This is a genomic window from Streptomyces sp. NBC_00029 (assembly GCF_045160505.1).
In the GTDB taxonomy this organism is placed as follows: domain Bacteria; phylum Actinomycetota; class Actinomycetes; order Streptomycetales; family Streptomycetaceae; genus Streptomyces.
In genome coordinates this window covers 196,481-214,137 of the sequence record NZ_CP108292.1, presented here as the reverse complement: position 1 = coordinate 214,137, position 17,657 = coordinate 196,481, and the positions used below count along the sequence as shown (strand labels likewise).

At 72.7% G+C, this 17,657-nt stretch carries 14 protein-coding genes and 1 pseudogene; 6 read left to right on the top strand and 9 right to left on the bottom strand.

The genetic code is table 11. The features are described from left to right. Positions 1-18: 18 nt before the first annotated feature. The 4 genes from OG753_RS00980 to OG753_RS00965 all read right to left on the bottom strand — a co-directional run bounded on the left by OG753_RS00980 (position 19) and on the right by OG753_RS00965 (position 5,236). Positions 19-744, bottom strand: coding sequence for a DUF4241 domain-containing protein (locus tag OG753_RS00980; RefSeq protein WP_161288018.1), 726 nt, complete (start codon positions 742-744; stop codon positions 19-21). A gap of 548 nt (positions 745-1,292) precedes the next feature. Next, a complete protein-coding gene (locus tag OG753_RS00975) occupies positions 1,293-1,997 on the bottom strand; it encodes a hypothetical protein (RefSeq protein WP_405786686.1) in 705 nt (234 codons plus the stop codon). A 588-nt stretch (positions 1,998-2,585) separates the two neighbouring features. Next, complete coding sequence (locus OG753_RS00970) at positions 2,586-3,503, bottom strand: virginiamycin B lyase (RefSeq protein ID WP_405786684.1); 918 nt, start codon at positions 3,501-3,503, stop codon at positions 2,586-2,588. A 53-nt stretch (positions 3,504-3,556) separates the two neighbouring features. Next, positions 3,557-5,236 (bottom strand): ABC-F family ATP-binding cassette domain-containing protein, encoded by a 1,680-nt coding sequence (locus OG753_RS00965; protein ID WP_405786683.1) that lies wholly within the window; start codon positions 5,234-5,236, stop codon positions 3,557-3,559. 136 nt (positions 5,237-5,372) lie between these two features. Between OG753_RS00965 and OG753_RS00960 the strand changes: the two genes are divergently transcribed. From OG753_RS00960 to OG753_RS00950, 3 genes are all read left to right on the top strand, one after another. Beyond that, a complete protein-coding gene (locus OG753_RS00960; protein WP_405786682.1) occupies positions 5,373-6,005 on the top strand; it encodes a TetR/AcrR family transcriptional regulator in 633 nt (210 codons plus the stop codon). A gap of 378 nt (positions 6,006-6,383) precedes the next feature. Next, positions 6,384-6,890, top strand: a complete 507-nt coding sequence (locus OG753_RS00955) for a hypothetical protein (protein ID WP_405786681.1) — start codon at positions 6,384-6,386, stop codon at positions 6,888-6,890. A 219-nt stretch (positions 6,891-7,109) separates the two neighbouring features. Next, entirely contained in the window at positions 7,110-8,195 is a 1,086-nt protein-coding gene (locus OG753_RS00950; RefSeq protein ID WP_327266616.1) for a lytic polysaccharide monooxygenase auxiliary activity family 9 protein, read from the top strand. A gap of 95 nt (positions 8,196-8,290) precedes the next feature. Here the strand turns inward: OG753_RS00950 and OG753_RS00945 are convergent. Beyond that, positions 8,291-8,485, bottom strand: a pseudogene (locus OG753_RS00945) (helicase associated domain-containing protein); the annotation flags it as partial. 484 nt (positions 8,486-8,969) lie between these two features. Beyond that, entirely contained in the window at positions 8,970-9,239 is a 270-nt protein-coding gene (locus OG753_RS00940; protein WP_405786680.1) for a hypothetical protein, read from the bottom strand. Positions 9,240-9,464: 225 nt separating this feature from the next. On the opposite strand from OG753_RS00940, the gene OG753_RS00935 reads away from it, so the two are divergent. Next, complete coding sequence (locus tag OG753_RS00935) at positions 9,465-10,133, top strand: hypothetical protein (RefSeq protein ID WP_405786679.1); 669 nt, start codon at positions 9,465-9,467, stop codon at positions 10,131-10,133. Between the two features lie 235 nt (positions 10,134-10,368). On the opposite strand, the gene OG753_RS00930 is transcribed toward OG753_RS00935, so the two are convergent. Then, positions 10,369-11,316 (bottom strand): hypothetical protein, encoded by a 948-nt coding sequence (locus OG753_RS00930; RefSeq protein ID WP_405786678.1) that lies wholly within the window; start codon positions 11,314-11,316, stop codon positions 10,369-10,371. A 1,861-nt stretch (positions 11,317-13,177) separates the two neighbouring features. Between OG753_RS00930 and OG753_RS00925 the strand changes: the two genes are divergently transcribed. Then, on the top strand, positions 13,178-13,720 hold the full coding sequence (locus tag OG753_RS00925; RefSeq protein ID WP_327260185.1) for an NUDIX domain-containing protein: 543 nt from the start codon (positions 13,178-13,180) through the stop codon (positions 13,718-13,720). Positions 13,721-13,735: 15 nt separating this feature from the next. On the opposite strand, the gene OG753_RS00920 is transcribed toward OG753_RS00925, so the two are convergent. Then, the gene (locus tag OG753_RS00920) at positions 13,736-15,217 is read right to left on the bottom strand and encodes an alpha/beta hydrolase (protein ID WP_405786677.1); all 1,482 of its coding nucleotides are present in this window, start codon (positions 15,215-15,217) and stop codon (positions 13,736-13,738) included. 1,115 nt (positions 15,218-16,332) lie between these two features. Then, on the bottom strand, positions 16,333-16,815 hold the full coding sequence (locus OG753_RS00915; RefSeq protein ID WP_405786676.1) for a hypothetical protein: 483 nt from the start codon (positions 16,813-16,815) through the stop codon (positions 16,333-16,335). A gap of 172 nt (positions 16,816-16,987) precedes the next feature. Between OG753_RS00915 and OG753_RS00910 the strand changes: the two genes are divergently transcribed. Then, positions 16,988-17,638 carry a hypothetical protein gene (locus OG753_RS00910; RefSeq protein ID WP_405786675.1) on the top strand — a complete coding sequence of 217 codons (651 nt, stop codon included), beginning with the start codon at positions 16,988-16,990 and terminating at the stop codon, positions 17,636-17,638. The last annotated feature ends 19 nt before the right edge of the window (positions 17,639-17,657 follow it).

Below are 17,657 nucleotides of genomic sequence, written 5' to 3'. Positions count from 1 at the left end.
GGAGAGGCGGCAGCGACGTCATGCTTTGGCGCCAGCCATGCCACTGGTGACGACGATCGTGGCCACGTCGCCAGCCTTGGTGCGGCCCAACCAGACGACGCCACCCGATTCGGCCCCGAACGTGACCAGATCGGCTTGTTGTGACTCGTCGCGTACCTGCTCGCAACCGTCGGCCAGTTGTTCGGTGTCACGCGGCGCAGGAATGCCGTCTACGAACGTGCGAAACGGCGCGGACAAGGTGGTCCACGCGCCTGCGTCGGCGAAGCAGCCAACATTAGCGTCGGAGAAGAAGCGGGGCTCATCGCCCGCCTGAAGCTGATCAATGTCCTCGTCGACACCCAGGCCCATTTCCCACCCGACCACAGGGTCGTCGCCGATGCACAGACGCGTCGCGGCACACTCAACGCCATCGACGTGCTCGCCGAAGAACTCGTACGGGCCTGCCGTCCACGCGATCTCCACTCGGTACACGCCCGGGGGAATGCTCACCGCCAGCTCACGCGGGGGCCTCGTCGGTAGCCCTTTCTTGTATCTCCAGACTTCGTCGTCGTCCCACGGCGCATCGACGACGAGCCGGCCGCTGGGAACGCGGATGGTGGTCAGCTCCTCAACCCCTGTCACGACTACCGGCGTTGTCGGATCGTCGTACACCGTCCCCAGATGCGCGCCAGGCGTGAAAGCCGCCTCCAAGTACCAGGTGGCCTCAGGCCCGGCTGCCAACCGGGCGTCCCCGACCCATTCCATGCCTCACTCCTCCTCACCGCCCGGTCGGGCGGTCAACCGAAAGCTACGTGGGCCCGCTGACATCGCACTTCGTGCACCGTCACGATCCGTGATCGCTCCCCAAGATCTGTGCCAGAACCCCGTTCTCGTGAACGAAGCCGCACACCCCCGGTGCGAGAACTGCGATGGTCTCCAGCACATGACCGCCATGTCCCCGAGTGCCTCGACTGTTCCGTCTCCGAGTCGGCCACCAAGACGGGGGGTGTCGAGTAGACGGTGGCAGCCGACGGCAGGGATGCTCTGCGCCGGTTGCCCCCAGGCAACTGCAGTGTGCGCCTGCCGTACTTCCGGTTGCCCATAGGAAACCCGGGCCGACGAGCCCCAGCTGCCAGCTCACCTGAACGGGCTCGACTCCGCACCGGCGCCGGAACGGCGCCTCCCTCAGGGGCCGACCCCCGGCCTGAGGGACGCAGTACGGCCGGGTGCGCCCACACCGGCCGGATGATCCGGACCCGGGCGTTCGCTGCGCCCGGCCGTCGGCCCCCAACGCGGGCACGCCGGGGCAGAGGTCAGCCGTTGTCGTCCGGGTTGTAGACGTCCTTGCCTGCCGGAACGTCCACCTGTACCGGCTGGTTGATGCCGGTGAAGGCGAGATCGATTGTGTTGGCGCCGCTGGTGGTCACCTTGAGCAGAAACGGTTCACCCTTGGTGGCCACGAGGAAGACCCCTTCGGGCGTGTTGATCGTGACCGCCTCCTGACGGTCGATCTTGGTCAGTGCGCCCTTTTCCGCGCCCTGGATGCTGTACATGTCCTTGAGCAGGCCGTCGCGGTCGCACAGGCTGGTCAGTCCCTTCAGTGCAGGGTCCGAGGCTTCCGTGCGCATCCAGCGGCCCGACATCTCCTTGCGGGCCCGGCCCGCCTGGTCCTCGGGCATGTCCTTCGTCTGGGCGAGCATGTAGGTCTCGTCGCCGCGGAGGAAGGTGTGGTCCCGGGTGCGGACCACTTCGATGTTGCCGCCGCTCTGGGCCGACATCGTGCCCCTGCAGTCGCCGGTGCCGCTGATCGACAGGTTCACCTGCGTGCGTATGCCCTGGCTGGACGTTGTCCCGGCGACGGTGAAGGTGGATGCGCCGCGCAGCGCGGTCACGGAGTCGTTCAGTACGCGGGAGGCCGGCTGGCCGGGGAACGGTTCGGACGACAGGCATCCGGTGAGCCCGAGGGCCGAGGTACCGGTGAGGGCGGCGGCGGCGAGCAGGCGGTGAGCGGTGTGCACGGAGACTCTTGTCAGTGGGGGAGCGGGTCGGAAGGAGGGTACGGGCGTCAGGACGGGCGCCCCGCGGTCGGGTCGGACTGCCGATGCGCCCGCACCGGCCGCCACACGACCGTCCCGGGCACGCCACCCCCCCGCCCGGCGGCGGCCTCAACCCGAGCCGCCGGGTGTTCGGGATCCGTCCCGCGACAGCCGTTTCGTGGGTACTGCACGGCGGGGGATCAGGTCGGATTCGAACCGGCATCATCCCCTCCTGACAAGAGGGCGCGTCTACCTTCGCGCTACACGGAACCAGCCGCCGCATGCCACGTGCCGGACGCGCGCTGCGCCCCCGGGGCATGCGGCCCCACTCGTGTCTCCACGGGGGCGGGACCTGTTCTGGCGCCCTGTCCCCGGGGGCGTCCTCGGTGCGGCCACCCCGGAGGGCGGCATGAGTGTTCCGGCTGCGGAGTCGCAGATGCGCCCGCTCCCCGTCCGGCGCGGGGCGGACGTCCCAAAGGATGCTGCCCGCCCGGCCTGGCGCCCCGCCACCGGGGACACCAGGCTGTCGCTGTCGTGGTGATTCTGTCCGCTTTGCCGTCTGTTGGGGTGTCAGGCGGTGTGGTGTACCTCCCACCTGGAGATGCCGCCGTGCTCCTCTGCGACGTACAGCGTGCCGTCCGGGCCGAAGGCGAGTCCGTGGGGTTCGCGGTTGCGGTGTGTGAGCGGGTGCTCGGTGATCGTTCCATCCGGGGTGACGGAGCCGATCCGGCCGGTGGCCCACTCGGTGAACCAGCAGGTCCCGTCCGGTGCGACCGCGACAGCGTGGGGGCGGCAGTCGGCTTCGGGCAGTGCGAACCCGGTGATCTCCACGCCTGCCCTGCCGGTCGTGAGCCGTCCGATCCGCCCGGCGCCGATCTCGGCGAACCACAGGCTCCCGTCCCAGCCGGCCGCGATCCCGACCGGGGCGGCGCCGGGTGTGGGCAGGGGGTGGAGCCGGATCTCGCCGGAGACGGTGATCCGGCCGATCGCGTTCGCCTGGTTGAGAGTGAACCACAGGGCTCCGTCGGGTCCCGCCGTGAGGAAGGACGGGAATCCCCCCTCGCACGGCAGAAGGAACTCGCGGACCTCGCCGTCCGTGCTGATCCGGCCGATGCGGTTGGTGTTCGTCAGGGTGAACCACAGGGCGCCGTCGGACCCGGCGGCGATCCCGTAGGGCCCGCCCGCGCTGCCGGGAAGCGCGTACGAGCGGGTCTCGCCGTCCACTGAGATCCGGCCGATCTGGTGGTCGCGGTAGCGGGTGAACCACAGTGCGCCGTCCGGGCCGGCGGTGACCAGGGTGGGGCCGCAGTCGGGGGAGTCCAGTGCGAACTCCTGTACGCGGCCGGTCGACGGAGTGAGGCGTGCGATGCGCCCGGCGTGGACGAGGGTGCACCACATATGGCCGTCAGGCCCGACGGCGAGCGCGTACGGGCCGGAGCCGGCGGTGGGCGGGGTGAGGGTGTCGAGCGGGCTTACGGAGGTGGTCAAGAGGGGCGTCCCTTCGAGGGGGAGGAGGGGAGGGGGGAGCGGCCTGCCGACCGTCACGGGTGGGCGGCGGCTGCGGCGGGCGCCGGGGCGCGCAGGGTGAGCCGGTCGCCCGGCCAGCGGGCGCACAGCCGCCGGTCGTGGCTGACGACGACCACTGCCCCGGCGAACCGGGCCAGCGCCTCCTGCAGTTCCTCCGCCAGCGCGGGGGAGAGGTGGTTCGTGGGCTCGTCCAGCAGCAGGACGTCGGCCGGTTCGGTGACCAGGCGGGCCAGGGCCAGCCGCTGCCGCTGCCCGACGGAGAGGGAGCCGACCGGAGCGGACAGCCGGTCGCGGGCGAACAGGCCCAGCGACAGGAGCCGTTCGGCGTGCTCCTCGGGAGTCCCGGGGCGGCCCTCGGCGTAGGCCTCGAGCAGCGTCCCGCGGCCTGTGCCGGCGTCGGCGTGCTGGGCCAGCAGCCCGGTTTGGCCGTGCCGGACGACCTGCCCGAGGTCGGGGTCCAGGGCGCCGGCCAGAACGTGCAGCAGGGTGCTCTTGCCCGCCCCGTTCGGGCCCGTGACCAGCAGCCGGCCGCCGGCCGGCACGGTCACGTCCACCGGCGCGAGCCGCCCCTCGACCGCGACGCCCGCCGCTGCCAGCAGTACCCGTTGTGCGTCGTCGGACCCGGCCGGCCCGGTGGGCGCCCCAGGCCCGGCTGCGGTGGTGGCCATGCGCGGCACGACGGTGAACCGCAGTGGCTCCGCGGGTGGGTGCACCGGCCGGGCCAGCAGCCGGGCGAGCCGTTCCTCGGCGTTGCGGACCCGGCTCGCGAGGGACTGCTGGACCCGGCCGGCAGCGCGGTCGTACGCCATCTTGTTGCCGTCCTTCATGGCCCGGCCGGGCGCCACCCGGCGGGCGGTGACGGCGGCGGCCTCGCGCAGCCGGGCCGCCTCGGCCCGCCAGGCGGTGTGGGCCTCCGCGCGGCGCCTCCGCTCGGCGGCGCGCTCCGCGAGGTAGCCGGCGTAGCCGTTGCCGTAGCGCACGGTCCTGTGCAGGTCACCGTCGACCTCCAAAAGGGAGGTGGCGACGCGTTCCAGGAACGCCCGGTCGTGGGAGACCGCGACCGTGATGCCGCGCCGGGCCCGCAGGTGGTCCTCCAGCCAGGTCAGAGCGGCGCCGTCGAGGTGGTTGGTGGGCTCGTCGAGGAGCAGCACCTCCGGGGCGGCGGCGATCAGTACGGCCAGGCGCAGGCGCACGGCCTCGCCGCCGGACAGGCCGCCGACGGCGCGCTCGCGGGGTAGGCCCGGCAGGCCGAGGCCGTGCAGGGAACGCTCCACGCGGGCGTCCGCGTCGTACCCGCCGCGCAGTTCGAAGGCGGTGAGGGTGTCGGCGTACGCGGTGAGGGTCTCGGCGGTGGCGTCGCCGCCGGCCATGCGGGCCTCCAGCCGGCGCAGGTCCCGCTCCAGGGCGCGCAGCTCGGCGAGGGCGCGGTCGACCACCTGCTGGACGGTCAGGTGCGGGGGGAGGCTTTCCTCTTGCGCGAGATGGCCGACGCCGCCTTCGGCCTGAAGGACGACCTCGCCGCGGTCGGGGCGCTCGGCCCCGGCCAGCAGCCTGAGCAGGGTGGACTTGCCCGAGCCGTTCTCTCCGACGATACCGAGACATTCGCCTGTGGGGACGGAGCAGTCGACGGAGTCGAGGACCAGGCGGCCTTCGTAGGACTTGGTGAGGTCAGACGCGGTGAGCTGCGCGGTCACAGGGCGGCTCCAGGAGTTCGGGGGCGGGGATCGTTGTCACGGCGGCGGTGTGGTGGGCGGGAACGCGGTGGATGACCACGGGACTTCTCCTTTAAGGCGACGAATGTTGCGTTAAAATGCTGGCATGGATTCCCCCATGCAGGCAAGCGAAGATTCCAGCCGACAGGAACCGGCCACGAGGCGGCGCCGGACCGGCGGCCGCAGCGCCCGCGTCCGCACCCAAGTGCTGGAAGCGGTGGGCGCGCTGCTCCTGGAGGCCGGGTACGACGGGCTGACAGTCGATGCGGTCGCCGAACGCGCCGGCGTCCACCGCACGACCGTCTACCGGCGCTGGCGCGACGTCGGACACCTGCTGGCCGACGTACTCGACACCGCATCCGACGACACGTGGACCCCACCGGACACCGGGTCGCTGGAGGACGACCTGACCGCCCTCAACCAGGAGGTGTACGAGGCACTGGCGGGCGGCAGCCCGAACCTGACGATGGCTCTGATCGCCGCCGGATTCCGCTCGCCGGAGGCGGCAGCGGCACTGTCACGCTTCTGGGACGACCGCTATGCACGGTGCGCGGTGGTCGTCACCCGAGCAGCCGACCGGGGCGAACTGCCCGGCCCCGCCGACAGCCGGGCGCTGCTCGTCGCGGCGACCGCCCCGCTCTACCACGAATTGCTGCTGATCCGGGCCGTCCCCGACCCGACGCTCCCGCACCGCGCCGCCCGGGCCGCCGCCGCGGCGGCCCGGGCCGGCACCTTCGGCACGCCGCAATGACCTCGGACATGGCGCCCGCAGCCTGCCGGCCCGGCACCCGCTCCCGCCCCGGCCTCGACTGCCGCACCCGCACCCGCTCCCGCCGGGGCCTCGACCGCCCCGGCGGCGATCGCCGCTCCCGCTCCCGCTCCCGCGCCCGCTCCGGCGGCCGGTGCCGCGGCACCGGGGAGGGAAGTGCTGACCGAGCGCATGGGTACGGCCGGTGACCCGTGGGCCGCGCCTGCCCGCCGAGTCCCCGCCCCCGCTCCGGCCCCCGCCCCCGCTCCGGGCCGCTGCGCCCGCTCCGGCCGCTCGCGCTGCTGCGCCGCCGGTTCGGGGGAGGCCGCTGATCCATGGGCTGCGCCCGCGAGTACGGACGCGAAGCGCTCCTGGGGACCTTTGACCGAAGGCCTGGACGTCCCCCGCGGCCTCGACCTCGGCAACCGGGCCCGCGCCCTGGAGCAGCTGAAGGTGCACCCAGCCGCGCACTCGCAGATGGTGTCGCTGGTCATGGACATCCTCCCGGAACAGGAAGCGGGCCTCCTGGTCGGCTCACGCCAGTGGCCGCTGCTCGCCGCCCGCATGCACAAGATCGGCGAGAGCGAGGGCACACACGTGGTGGCCCAGCACCTGAACCGCCTGACGGCCGACACCTCCTGGAACAGGGCCACGGGCAGGGCCCTGGTGGGCCGCCTCGTGGACGCGACCCTCCACTCCCTGACCACGCCGCCCTCCGCGTCGCCCGCGTCCGCGTCCCGGCTGTGGGTCTCCCCGATGCCGGCCCGCTCCCGCTCCACCACCACCCCGGCCACCGCGGCCCCCGGACAGCCTGCCCCGGCCGAGGCCGCGGTCCCCGCCCACCGGCAGCAGGCCGCGCCCGCCAAAAGAGCGGGGCGCGGGCGCTGACAGGGCGTCTGGCCCCGGACGGGAGCGGCTGTCCAGAGGGTCCGGAACAGCTCCCGATGGGGCTGCATGTCTAGTTTTGGGTGGCTGTGATCAGCGCTGTCCAGATCCGCCCGGATGATCTACAGTGACTTTCTGTCACGGCCTGTAACTGTCGGTTGCGTGTGCTGCTCCGTGGTGATGGCCTCAGGGATGGATTCGATCGAGGAGAAGGGGAACACCGTGAGCAAGACCCAGACCACTGCTCCGTCCGACCTTCGCGCGGACATCAGGTACCGCGATGACGGCAAGTACACGATGTACGGGATCAGCCTGCGCTGGCAGATCGGGGACAACGCCCCCGATCACGAGGCCTGGCCCCCACCGGCGGACTGGAACGAGGGCAACGCGCCATACCCCCACCTGTACGAGGTATGGCTCAACGACGAGCTGCGGCAGACGGTCTTCCTCCACTGGTCCTCATGGAACTGGATGCAGTCCAACTCCCACTGGGTCGACCTGGGGGACCAGGAGCCGACAGGACAGCTCCACGTCAAGATCCGCGCCAAGGTAGGCGGTGAGTTCACGCCGTTCACCAACGTGGTCGCCATCGGCTCGGAGCGGGCCGACCTGGAGAAGTGGGCGGTGCGCCTGCCCCGCGAGAAGGCCCCGGCGCCCGGCCGGGTGGATCCGCGGCACGGCACGGCCAACCATCCGCGCAGCCGGGCCGGCGCCGCGATCCGCGACCTGGACCCCTCACGGATCTGCGTCGAGGCGCGCCGCGTCAACACCAGCACCGACTGGCACGAAGTGGTGCCGGGGGCTGACAGGATGCTCGCCGACTATCCGTGGAACGACGCGCAGAAGTACCTCGAGTACCGCAAGTTCTTCGAGGGGAACACCCTTGCGTCCGCGGGGAACCCGGCGTTCCGCGGTCTGGACCTGGCCCCGGAAGACACGCTCGGGGACTGGCCCGTGACGGAGCTGGACACCTCGGCCCCCACCCAGACCTTCACCTACGACTACATGGCGTATCACCAGGGTGAGAGCTGGTCCCACCGGTGGTTCATCACCCGCCCCAGCTGGGTTCCCTCGGAAGGCCTGAGCTGGCAGGACCTGGAGCCGATCCCCTTCCTGGTCGAGGTGCACGGTGCGCCCCGGGAAGAGGAATCCACCAGCTGGGAGTTCGCCTCATTCCCGCGCCGGGCCGGGCGGGCGGCGATCGTGGACATCTGGGGCGGCCACGGAGGACCGGACACCCCGAACGGTGAGAACGGCGGCATGACCGGCGAGTTCTTCCTGTCCGTGTCCGACGTGCTCCTGCGGTAGCCGAGTGCCGCACCGCCTGATCGACCGCCTCCTCCAGGCGGTCGATCCCGGGCGGGAGCGGCTGTTCCAGAATTCTGGAACAGCCGCCCGACCCCCTACCCGGCCCAGTGGATGCCGAGGTGGGCGAGTGCGGCGAGCTGGGCTTGGTGGAGTCGGTCGCGGCGTTGTTTCTGGTTGGCGAGCCATACCCCGGTGCGGTGTTCGGTGCCGTCGGGGAGTCGCTCGACGACTCCGCGGCCGGGCAGGTGGCCTTCCCGTGCGATGTACTGCGTGAGGGCTTGGAAGCCTTTCTGGAACGCCTTGCCGAACGATGTCCCTGCCGGTCACCGTCGCGCAGTGCGGTGTCTGCAGTCCCAGGACGGTATGCCGGGGCCGCACATCGGCCACCAGATGCTCGTCGCCCCGGCTGCCGCACACCTTAACGGCGCGGGCGGCCACCTCGACCGCCGCAGCCGGCGAGGGGACCACGGCCGAGGTCCACAGCGCATTGAGCAGCAGCCGCCACCCCCAAGCGCCGACCGCCTCCGACACCTCCCGGCCCGTCAGCATCCCATTCCTGCCCACCCCACCACCCACCCCTCCCACGGGCGCACTACGCCCCCGCTGCCCGCTGCCCGCTCGCCCGGTACCCCCCGCACACGCATGTCCCGGCCTGCGCATTCGGGTACGGTCTTGCGCCCCGGGTTTTCCCCTTGCCGTCGTACGCCATCCATGACCGCCCTCCCGTCGTGTCCTGTCCCGTTCTCGGGCGGTGAGGTGTGCGGCCGGGGCGGGTCAGTCCAGCCACTGCCGCCAACGGGCCTGCGGAGCCGCGCAGCGCCCCGCTTCCACCTCTTGACGGTAGGCCTGCTCGTCCAGTTCCTCCCAGGTCGACCGCTTCCCGTTCAGGTCGGGGAGCGGCTGCCCCTTGTTGTCGGCGAAGGCGACGACACTGACCTGGCAGTCGGCAGGGCGCACGGTGCGGGTCCCGTACCAGCACAGGAGCGCGGGGATGACGATCAGAGTGCACAGCGCAAGCGCCCGGACATGGTGGTTGTCTCTCACCCGCGCATCGTAGGGACCCCGCCGCACCCGGCCCCGCCCGCCCCCTGCCGCAGCCAGAAAGCAGAAAGCCAGAAAGCCAGAAAGCCAGAAAGCCCGGAAGCCCGGAAGCCCGAAGCCCGAAGCCTGGAGGCCCGGAGGCCCGGGGGCTTGCCGGGGGCGGATTGGCGGTTCGGCGGTTTGGTTGATTGGGCGGTGTGGTGGGCGCGCCCGCGCTGTAATGGGGGGGTGACCGCATCATCGACCGGCACCGCGCTGCTCATCGCCGGCCGGATACCGCTCACGGATGTCATGGAACGCCTGGTCCTTGACCGGCCGGTGTTCCATTCCGAGGCGGACTTCCAGCACGGCTTCGCCCGCGCCCTGTGGGAGCTGGATCCCGGGATCGGGTCCCGGCTGGAGGTGGCGCAGCACGCGCAGGGCCGGGTGGAGCGGCTGGACCTGCTGTGCACCGGCCCAGGGGGCCGTACCGCCGTCGAGTTCAAGTACCCCACCCGGTCCTGGGCGGGAGAAGCCGGTTCGCCCGCGGAGGAGTTCGCCCTGAGGAACCACGCGGCCCCGGACCTCGCCCGCCGCGACTACGTGTTCGACATGGCCCGCCTGGAGCGGTTCTGCAACCGGCCCGACCAGAACGGCCTCTCGCTGCTGCTGACCAACAACCCCTCCCTGTGGGCACTGCCCAAGCCCCGGACCAGGCCGAGCCGGGACCACGCTTTCCGGATCCACCAGGGATGCGTACTCGCCGGGACCCTCCTGTGGGGCCAGGGTGATTACCAGGGCAACACGCGGACCCTGCGCGGCTCCTACCGCCTGGACTGGCGGCCCTACTCCCGCCAGCCGGGACCAGGAGGAGAGTTCCGGTACCTCGCGGCCGCTATCACCGCACCCCGTAACTGACCATCACACCCGCCGCCGCAGCCCGCACCCGACCGGACCCCACCGCGCCGGCATGCCAGCTCCTGCCGCCGGGCCCCCGGACCGTGCGACTGTACGGGACGAGGGCCGGGCCGGGCCGTGTCCTATCGGGCAGAATGCCTGCCCGGGGCGGGGTGGATGCCGCCCGGGGTAGGGCATCATGTGTGGCTGCGTTGATGGGCTGGCCGGACATGGTGGGACTGGGCGGGTGCGGCTGTTACGGCTGGGTCTGGCTGGCGTCCGCGGCTGTGACTGGGGTAGGGCTGGTGGGGCTGTAGTAGACGGAGCGGCCCTGCTTGGAACGTTCCAGCAGCCCGCGGGCGACACCTTGTTCGAGGGTGTTGCGGACGACCGCGGCCTTCACCTTGCGTCCGGGGTGGGCGGCACTGACCGCTTCGGTCACCTCGGCGGCCGACCTCGGCTCCTTCCCGCCGGCCAGGGCGGCCGTGACGAGTTCGAGCCAGGACGGGCCTGCCGTCTCCCCCTTCACCGCAGCAGCACCAGCCGCCTTCTCCTTCACCGCCGCGGCAGCACCTGCCGTCTTCTCTTTCACGACTGCGGCGGTACCGGCTGTCTTCTCCTTCACCGGTGCGGCAGCACCAGCCGTCTTCTCCTTCACGACTGCGGCAGCACCTGCCGTCTTCTCCTTCACGACCGCGGCGGTACCGGCTGTCTTCTCCTTCACGACCGCGGCAGCACCTGCTGTCTTCTCTTTCACGGGTGCGGTGGTACCGGTTGTCTTCTCTTTCACGGGTGCGGCAGCGTCTGCTGCTTTGCGGGCGCGCGGGGCCTTCGCCGCCGCCTTCGCAGCCGTTGTGGCGGTGGCGGTGGTGGTGGTGGTGGGTGCCGGGGTTTTCTTCGTACCCCCGGCGGCACTGCGCGCTGAAGGCACTGCGGCCCGCTTCACGCTGCGCTTGGCGGCCGGCTGCCCCGCAGGCGCAGGCGCAGGCGTGGGCGTGGGCGCGGGCTTGGCGGCGATGCCCAACGCGTCCTGCATCCTCAGGAGGACTTTCTCGCTTTCCTCGAGTTCCCCGATCTCCTGTTGCAGCCGCTGCAGTTCGGTGCGCCTCTGTTCCTGCGCTGCCTGGTTCGCCGCGAGATCACCGGCGATCTGCTCGGCGTAATCGTCCTTGACCCGCGTGACGTTGCTGCCCGTGGTGTTCATGGGTTCCTCGATGTCTGTGACTGAAGGGGATACCGGGACGCGAATGGTACGCACTACGTGTACCCGTGACAGCGGATCATGTACCGCCCGCGCACCGCGGAACCCCGCAAGGGCCGTTGCGGAACAACCCGCACGGCCCGGACACCGACAGCCCGCCCGCACAACACCCCTGCCAGAGACCCCTCCTGCCAGACCCCCGCCGGCCCGCCCCGCCCGCCTGGGGGAGTGGCTGTACCTCACCCGGACGAGGCCGCGGCATGCGCTGCGAAGCAGTGCAGTGGAGTGCAGTGGAGTGGGGCCAGTGGTGTGTTGAGCCGTGTTGTGCGGCGGTGTGTGTCAGGGGCGACCGGCATGGTCACTCCCCCCGGCCCCGGCACCGTAACGGAGTTCGTGTCGAGAGGGGTTGCACGGGTACATCGAGGGGAGAGCGACCCGGCATGGCAGGCGGTGGCGGTCAGTGCTCCCCTGGGGCCGGGAACGGGTTCCTGCCCGGGCAGCTGCGCCCTGGGCATGCTCGGGGACTGTGCGCCGACGACATGAGGGCGGCGGCCGTGCCGTTGCGGACTGCCGCCGACCCGTATGCCCGCCACCGTCGCTGGGCCCTGGGCACGTTCGGGGACTGTGCGCCGACGACATGAGGGCGGCGGCCGTGCCGTTGCGGACTGCCGCCGTCCCGTATGCCCGCCACCGTTGCTGAGCCCTGGCCGTGGCCACCGTGTTCGGTCGGGTGTGTCACCGTCTCCCCGCCCGGGCCGGCCTGCCGTGCCTGTGCCACCCCGGTGACGCATGACCCTCCGGGAGTCACCGGGCCACCGGGCCACCAAACCATCGGGTCACCGGGTCGTCGGGTCACCGGGTCACCGGGTCGTCGGGTCATCGGGTCCCCGGAGAAGCTGGTCGCTCCTGGCGGCCCGCGACTTGATCGTCGCCGGCGCAGGCCTCCTCCATCTCCTCCGCCTCTTCCTGCTTCTGCTTGACGGCCCCGCACGGCGGATCAGTTACGGATCTCCGCCGCATGCACACCGGCCGCGCCCGCCTGCCCGCCGGGCCGGTCCGGCCGCTCACGCGGTCTTCGCGTCCGGGCAGTCGCCCAACTCGTTCTGGCCCACCTCCCCCCGCGTGCAGCACGGGGAGAAGGCCGCGGTCGTCGTCCTCGCCGGTTCCCGCGTATGCGCCGCTGTGCGCGGCCCCGGGCCCGGTCCCCGGCCGGGACGCACCTGGTGGAATCGGCCCGGTGTTGGGACCGGAGAAGCGGGTCGCTCCTGGCGGCCCGCGACGTGATGGCCGTCGGCGCCGGCGTCCTCCGCCTCTTCCTGCTTCTGTTCGACGGCCCCGCACGGCGGATCAGTTACGGATTTCCGCCGCATGCACACCGGCCGGCGCGCCTGCCGGCCCGCGGGGCCGGTCCGGCCGCTCACGCGGTCTTCGCGTAGGGGCAGTCGCCCAACTCGTTCTGGCCCAGCCCCCCCCCGCGTGCAGCACGGGGAGAAGGCCGCGGTCGTCGTCCTCGCCGGTTCCCGCGTACGTGCCGCTGTGCGCGGTCCCGGGCCCGGTCCCCGGCCGGGACACACGTGGTGGAACCGGCCCGGTGCCTGGAGCCGTGCATCTGGGCCTGCAGGTGGGGTCCTCGCCGGTGGGCGGCTTCCCGGGGATGCCTCCGGGCGCGCAGGCTCTTGTGCCGGGCACCGGCGCTCCGGTCGGGTCCGGGACGTCCGGGGTGTGCTGCCCGGCACGTCCGCGTGCTTGAGCCTTGCCGGGCTCTGCGGGTATGGGAGCCGGCCGTACGCGGGCGGCTGCTGCCGCCCCCGCCGCCGCCCCCGGCTGCTGCGGCGGTGGGCGGTGGTCGGTGATACTGGTGGTCATGACTGGTACTGGTGACCATGCGGGTGTCCCGTTCTCGCGGATCAGGATCCGGGCCGGGGCGCTGGTGTTCTGCGGCAACGACGTCGCCCTGATCCGCCGTGACCGTGCCCGGTCCACCCACTACACGCCGCCCGGCGGCAACGTCGAGGACGGGGAGGACCTGCGGCAGGCCCTGCACCGGGAACTCGCCGAGGAACTCGGCCTCGACGCGGAGCAGGCCGAGGGCGGCGACCTGCTGTGGGTCGTCGACCAGCGGGTCACCCGCCCCGGCCCCACCCCGCCGCCGCGCAAGCTCCACCTGATCCACCGCCTCCACATCACCCCCCAAATCCGTGCCACCCTCGCGGAGTTCGAGCAGGACGAACTCCCCGACGGCAGCATCGAGACCGGTGTCATCGAGTGGGTCGACTACCGCAGGACGGCCGCTCTGCCCCTCTTCCCGCCGATCGGGCCCGCCCTCGCGGCCCTGCCCGACCCCCGCGCAGCCCCCGCCCACACTGCCCTGGAGGCCGTCACCGACGAGAACTACACCTGGGTGTGACAACGCGCCGCCGGCTCAGCGCAGGGCGGGGATCACATCCTGTGTCTCGTCGGCCTCGATGCCGGTGGTGCGACGGCCCGCCGGCTCCGGGCCGGCCTCGTCCGCACACACGGTGCCCCGCGCGGGCAGCGCCAGCGTGGCGAGGTAGTCGGTGACCAGCGCGCTGACACACGCGCTCCGGTTGTAGGCGGTGTGCCCCTCACCGGCGAACGTCAGCAGCCGCCCGCCCTCCAGCGTCCCGGCCAGGGCCACCGCGTCCCGGTAGGGGGTGTCCGGGTCCCCGGTCGTGCCCAGCACCAGGATCGGGGCGGACCCGGCCGCCCGGTAGGAGCCTGTGAACCGGCTCGGCCGTTGGGCCGGCCACTGGGCGCAGGCGGGCGCGTGGTTGTGGTCGTAGGCCGGCGGCCCCAGCCCGATGGGCGGTCCCAGCAGCGGGGCCGCGGCGGCCTCGGCGCCGACCGTCGCGCCCAGCAGCAGCCGGCTGCCCGGATAGAGGCGGTCGGCGCACTCCACGGCCGTGTTGACGCTGAGGAAGTCGAACGACGCGGTCGAGGGCGGCGACAGCAGGAACGAACCCCGCCGTTCCTGGGCCGCCTTCAGCGCCTGCCCCAGATCGGGCCAGATCTCCCTGCCCGAGTTGATGCTGAACATCAGCCGGTAGGCCAGTGTGTACCCGGTGGCCGGGCGCCCGCTCGCCGTGATCACCGGATCGGCGTCCAGATCCCGCTTCAGCTGCTCGAAGGCCTGCCGCGGCCGGCCCTCCCCGAACCCGCAGACGGCCGCGTCGTGCCCGCACCAGTTCAGGAACCGGCCGACCGCCGCGTCCAGCGCGGCGAACTGCCCGCCGTCGTAGGCGTACGGCACATCCGCATAGCGGCGCGGATCGTAGCCCCCGTCCAGCACCATGGCCCGCACCCGCCGCGGGAACTGCGCCGCGTACACGGTACCGACGTAACTGCCGAAGGAACGCCCGTAGAAGGACAGTGTCTCCTCGCCCAGGGCCCGGCGCAGCAGGTCGATGTCCCTGGCGTTCGACCCGGTACCGATGAACGGCACCAGGTCCCCGGAGCGTTCCCGGCAGGCCCGGGCGAAGTCGAGGCCCTGGCGCACCGCCTCCTGCACGGCCCCCGGGCCGGGCACACCGCGCGCACCGTCGACGGCCGCCGTGTACTCCTGGTCGTTCCAGCACTCCACCTGCCCGCTGCGCGCCACCCCGCGCATGTCGTACCCGACGACGTCGAAGGCGTCACGCAGGGAGGCGGGCAGTGCCTCGTAGCTGCTGCGGGCGAAGTTCACCCCGGAGTTGCCGGGCCCGCCGGGGTGCAGCACCAGCACACCGGTGCGGTGCGCCGGGTCGGCAGCGGGCCGGCGGGTGACCGCGAGGGAGAGGGCGGGGCCGGCGGGGCGGCGGTAGTCCAGGGGCACCCGGGCGGTCGCACACTCGAAGCCGTCGCCCGCCCCGTCGCAGGGCCCCCAGGACAGCACCGGAACGGGCACCGCGCCGCCCCCGAAACCCCGCCGCCCCCTGCGGCCCGGGCTGCTCCGGCGCTGCCGGGTGCGCTTCCCAGGAGCGCGGTGACCGCGATCAGCAGCAGGGATATGCCCCGCACCACTCGCCTGCGGTTGTCATCGGCCAAACGGGTCAGCATGCGGCGCTCCTGCGTCACGGTCTTGCGGAACGGGCGGCAACGCCGGCAACGCAGCCGCCGGCCGCCGCCCCTGTCGGCCCGCCGGGAGCTGATGTCCCCTACCGCCGAGGGGAGCGTCCGGCTGCAACCACAGTGGTACGCGCCCGCAGAACCCGCACCCCCTCGACCGCCCCCGCCCCCGCCCCACGCCCCCGCCCCACGCCCCCGCCCCACGCCCCCGTTCCCGGCCCGCGGCCCGTCGCCGGTGTTCCCCGCCGTCATCCGGTGCCGTCCCGCCCTGCGGCCCGTCACCGGACGGCGGCGGCCACCGGCCACCACAGTGCCGGTGTGTCCCACCGGCTCCTGCGGGCCGAGGGGGGTGGTGGTGTTCACCGGCTCCCGCACCGCCGGGAACCTTGCCCTGCCGCCCTGCCGCCCTGCCGCCCTGCCGCCCTGCCGCCCTGCCGCCCTGCCGCCCTGCCGTCCTGCGGCGTCGAGGGTGCGGCCGGCCGGGGCGACACCGGCAACCTCGCGCTGAGCTGCTGTCCCCGGCCCTCGCGTTCCCGGCACCGGCCTGGCCGTGTGCCCTGCCCATGGCCCTGCCTCTGGTCCTGCTTCTGGTCCTGCTCGTGGCCGCCGTTCAGGCACCCCTGCCGGATACGGCGGCGGGCCGCAACGGGGACCTGGTAGGGGCGGGCACGCCGGCGTTCCTCACCGCCGCCCCTGGCCACCGGTGCGGGTCCTGGCGCCGTTGCAGGTGGCGGCGGCGAAGGAGTACCCCTTCCGCGGCCCTGGCCATCGACGTCGCCCGTGGGCCCGCTCTGCGCACCAGCCGTGCCGCGGGCCGCCCGCCGCCGCGAACGGGCCGACGGCACCCGCCCGCCCGGCCCCCCGTCGCCCGCGCAGCCGTCACGCCACCGGCCCGCTGCGCGAGGCCCGACCGGCCCGCCCGCGGGGCGACGGCCGTGTGACGGCCGCGCGGTCTCATCTGCCGTGCAGGAAGAAACGGGCCGGCACGAAGACCTCGTGACCGGTGCGGAAGCGGACGCGCACACCGGCCTCCGTCCACGTGGTGGACTCGATGCCCTGCGCCCCCCACGCGGTCTCGACGTCCACCCAGTGCCCGTAGGCCACCCCGGGGTACCTGCCGACAACCATCCGGTAGGACTGCCGCCCGGACAGGGTCTGCTCGTGCACCAGCCCCAGGTAGTGCGGTGACCGGTCGTCGTACACCGGCTCCGCGGGCGCGGTGCTGCGGTACGTCACCTCCGTCCGCGGCCACCACGCCACGGTCAGGGCCACGGCGGTCAGTACGATCCCCGCCAGGCAGCCCAGCAGCACCCTGCCGGTTCCGGCCGTCCTGCGGGGCCGTGCGCCCGCATCGGGCCGGTCAGGGGTGAACGTGCCGATGACGCCCTCCAGGTCTGGTCTTTCTCCCGCACCGGTGGCCCGGAGACGGCTCTCCACGGCAAGGACGCGGAACCGGGCCGGCCGGTTGTCCCCGCCACCACCCCCACCACCAACACCACCACCCCCACCCCTACTGCCCCCGCCACCCCCACTGCCGCCGCCCCCGGGCCGCCCCCGCTGTCCGCAAGGGGGTTGGATGGACCCGCAACGGCGAAGGGGGAGAGGGAGCATGGCACTGCACCCGGAAGGCATGTTCACCAGCGGACCGATCGCGCACCTGGTCGGCCTCGCCGCGGGCGGGACCGACCCGCTGGAGTGGGAGGTCCTGCGGTTCAGGCGGACGATGCGGGCCAACCACTGGGACACCGCCTGGCGCGGCTCCCTGCGCTCGCTCGCCTCACAACTGGACTACCTGGCAACGGGGTTCACCCAGGAGTTCTTCGCGACCTGCCCGCCCGATACCCGCCGCACCTGGACGGCGGCCGCCGGAGCGGACAGCCTGCCGCAGTTCATGACCGGTCTGGCCCTGCTGCTGCGCCTCGCGGACCGCGAAGGGGACCCCTCCTACGAGGACGTACCGCTCACCGCCTGGGAGGTGCGGGCCCAGTGGCCGCTGCTGCTGTCGCTGGACGGCTGGGCCTACGACGGCGAGCACGCCTCCTACGAGGAGAGCCTCGAGGCCTTCATCGAATCCGAGCACCCCTACTGCTTCCACGAGGTGATACCGCGCCTGACCCAGGCCCTGGAGGTGCGGACCCTGTGCACGCAGTCGGACGCCTTCGTCGCGTCCTTCCGTGCCCTCGCCCCCGAAGCGACACCCGAGGCCCTGGACGTCCTCGCCCGCACCGCCTTCGCCCACCTGATGCGGCACCACGCCTGACCGGACACCACCTGCCGCG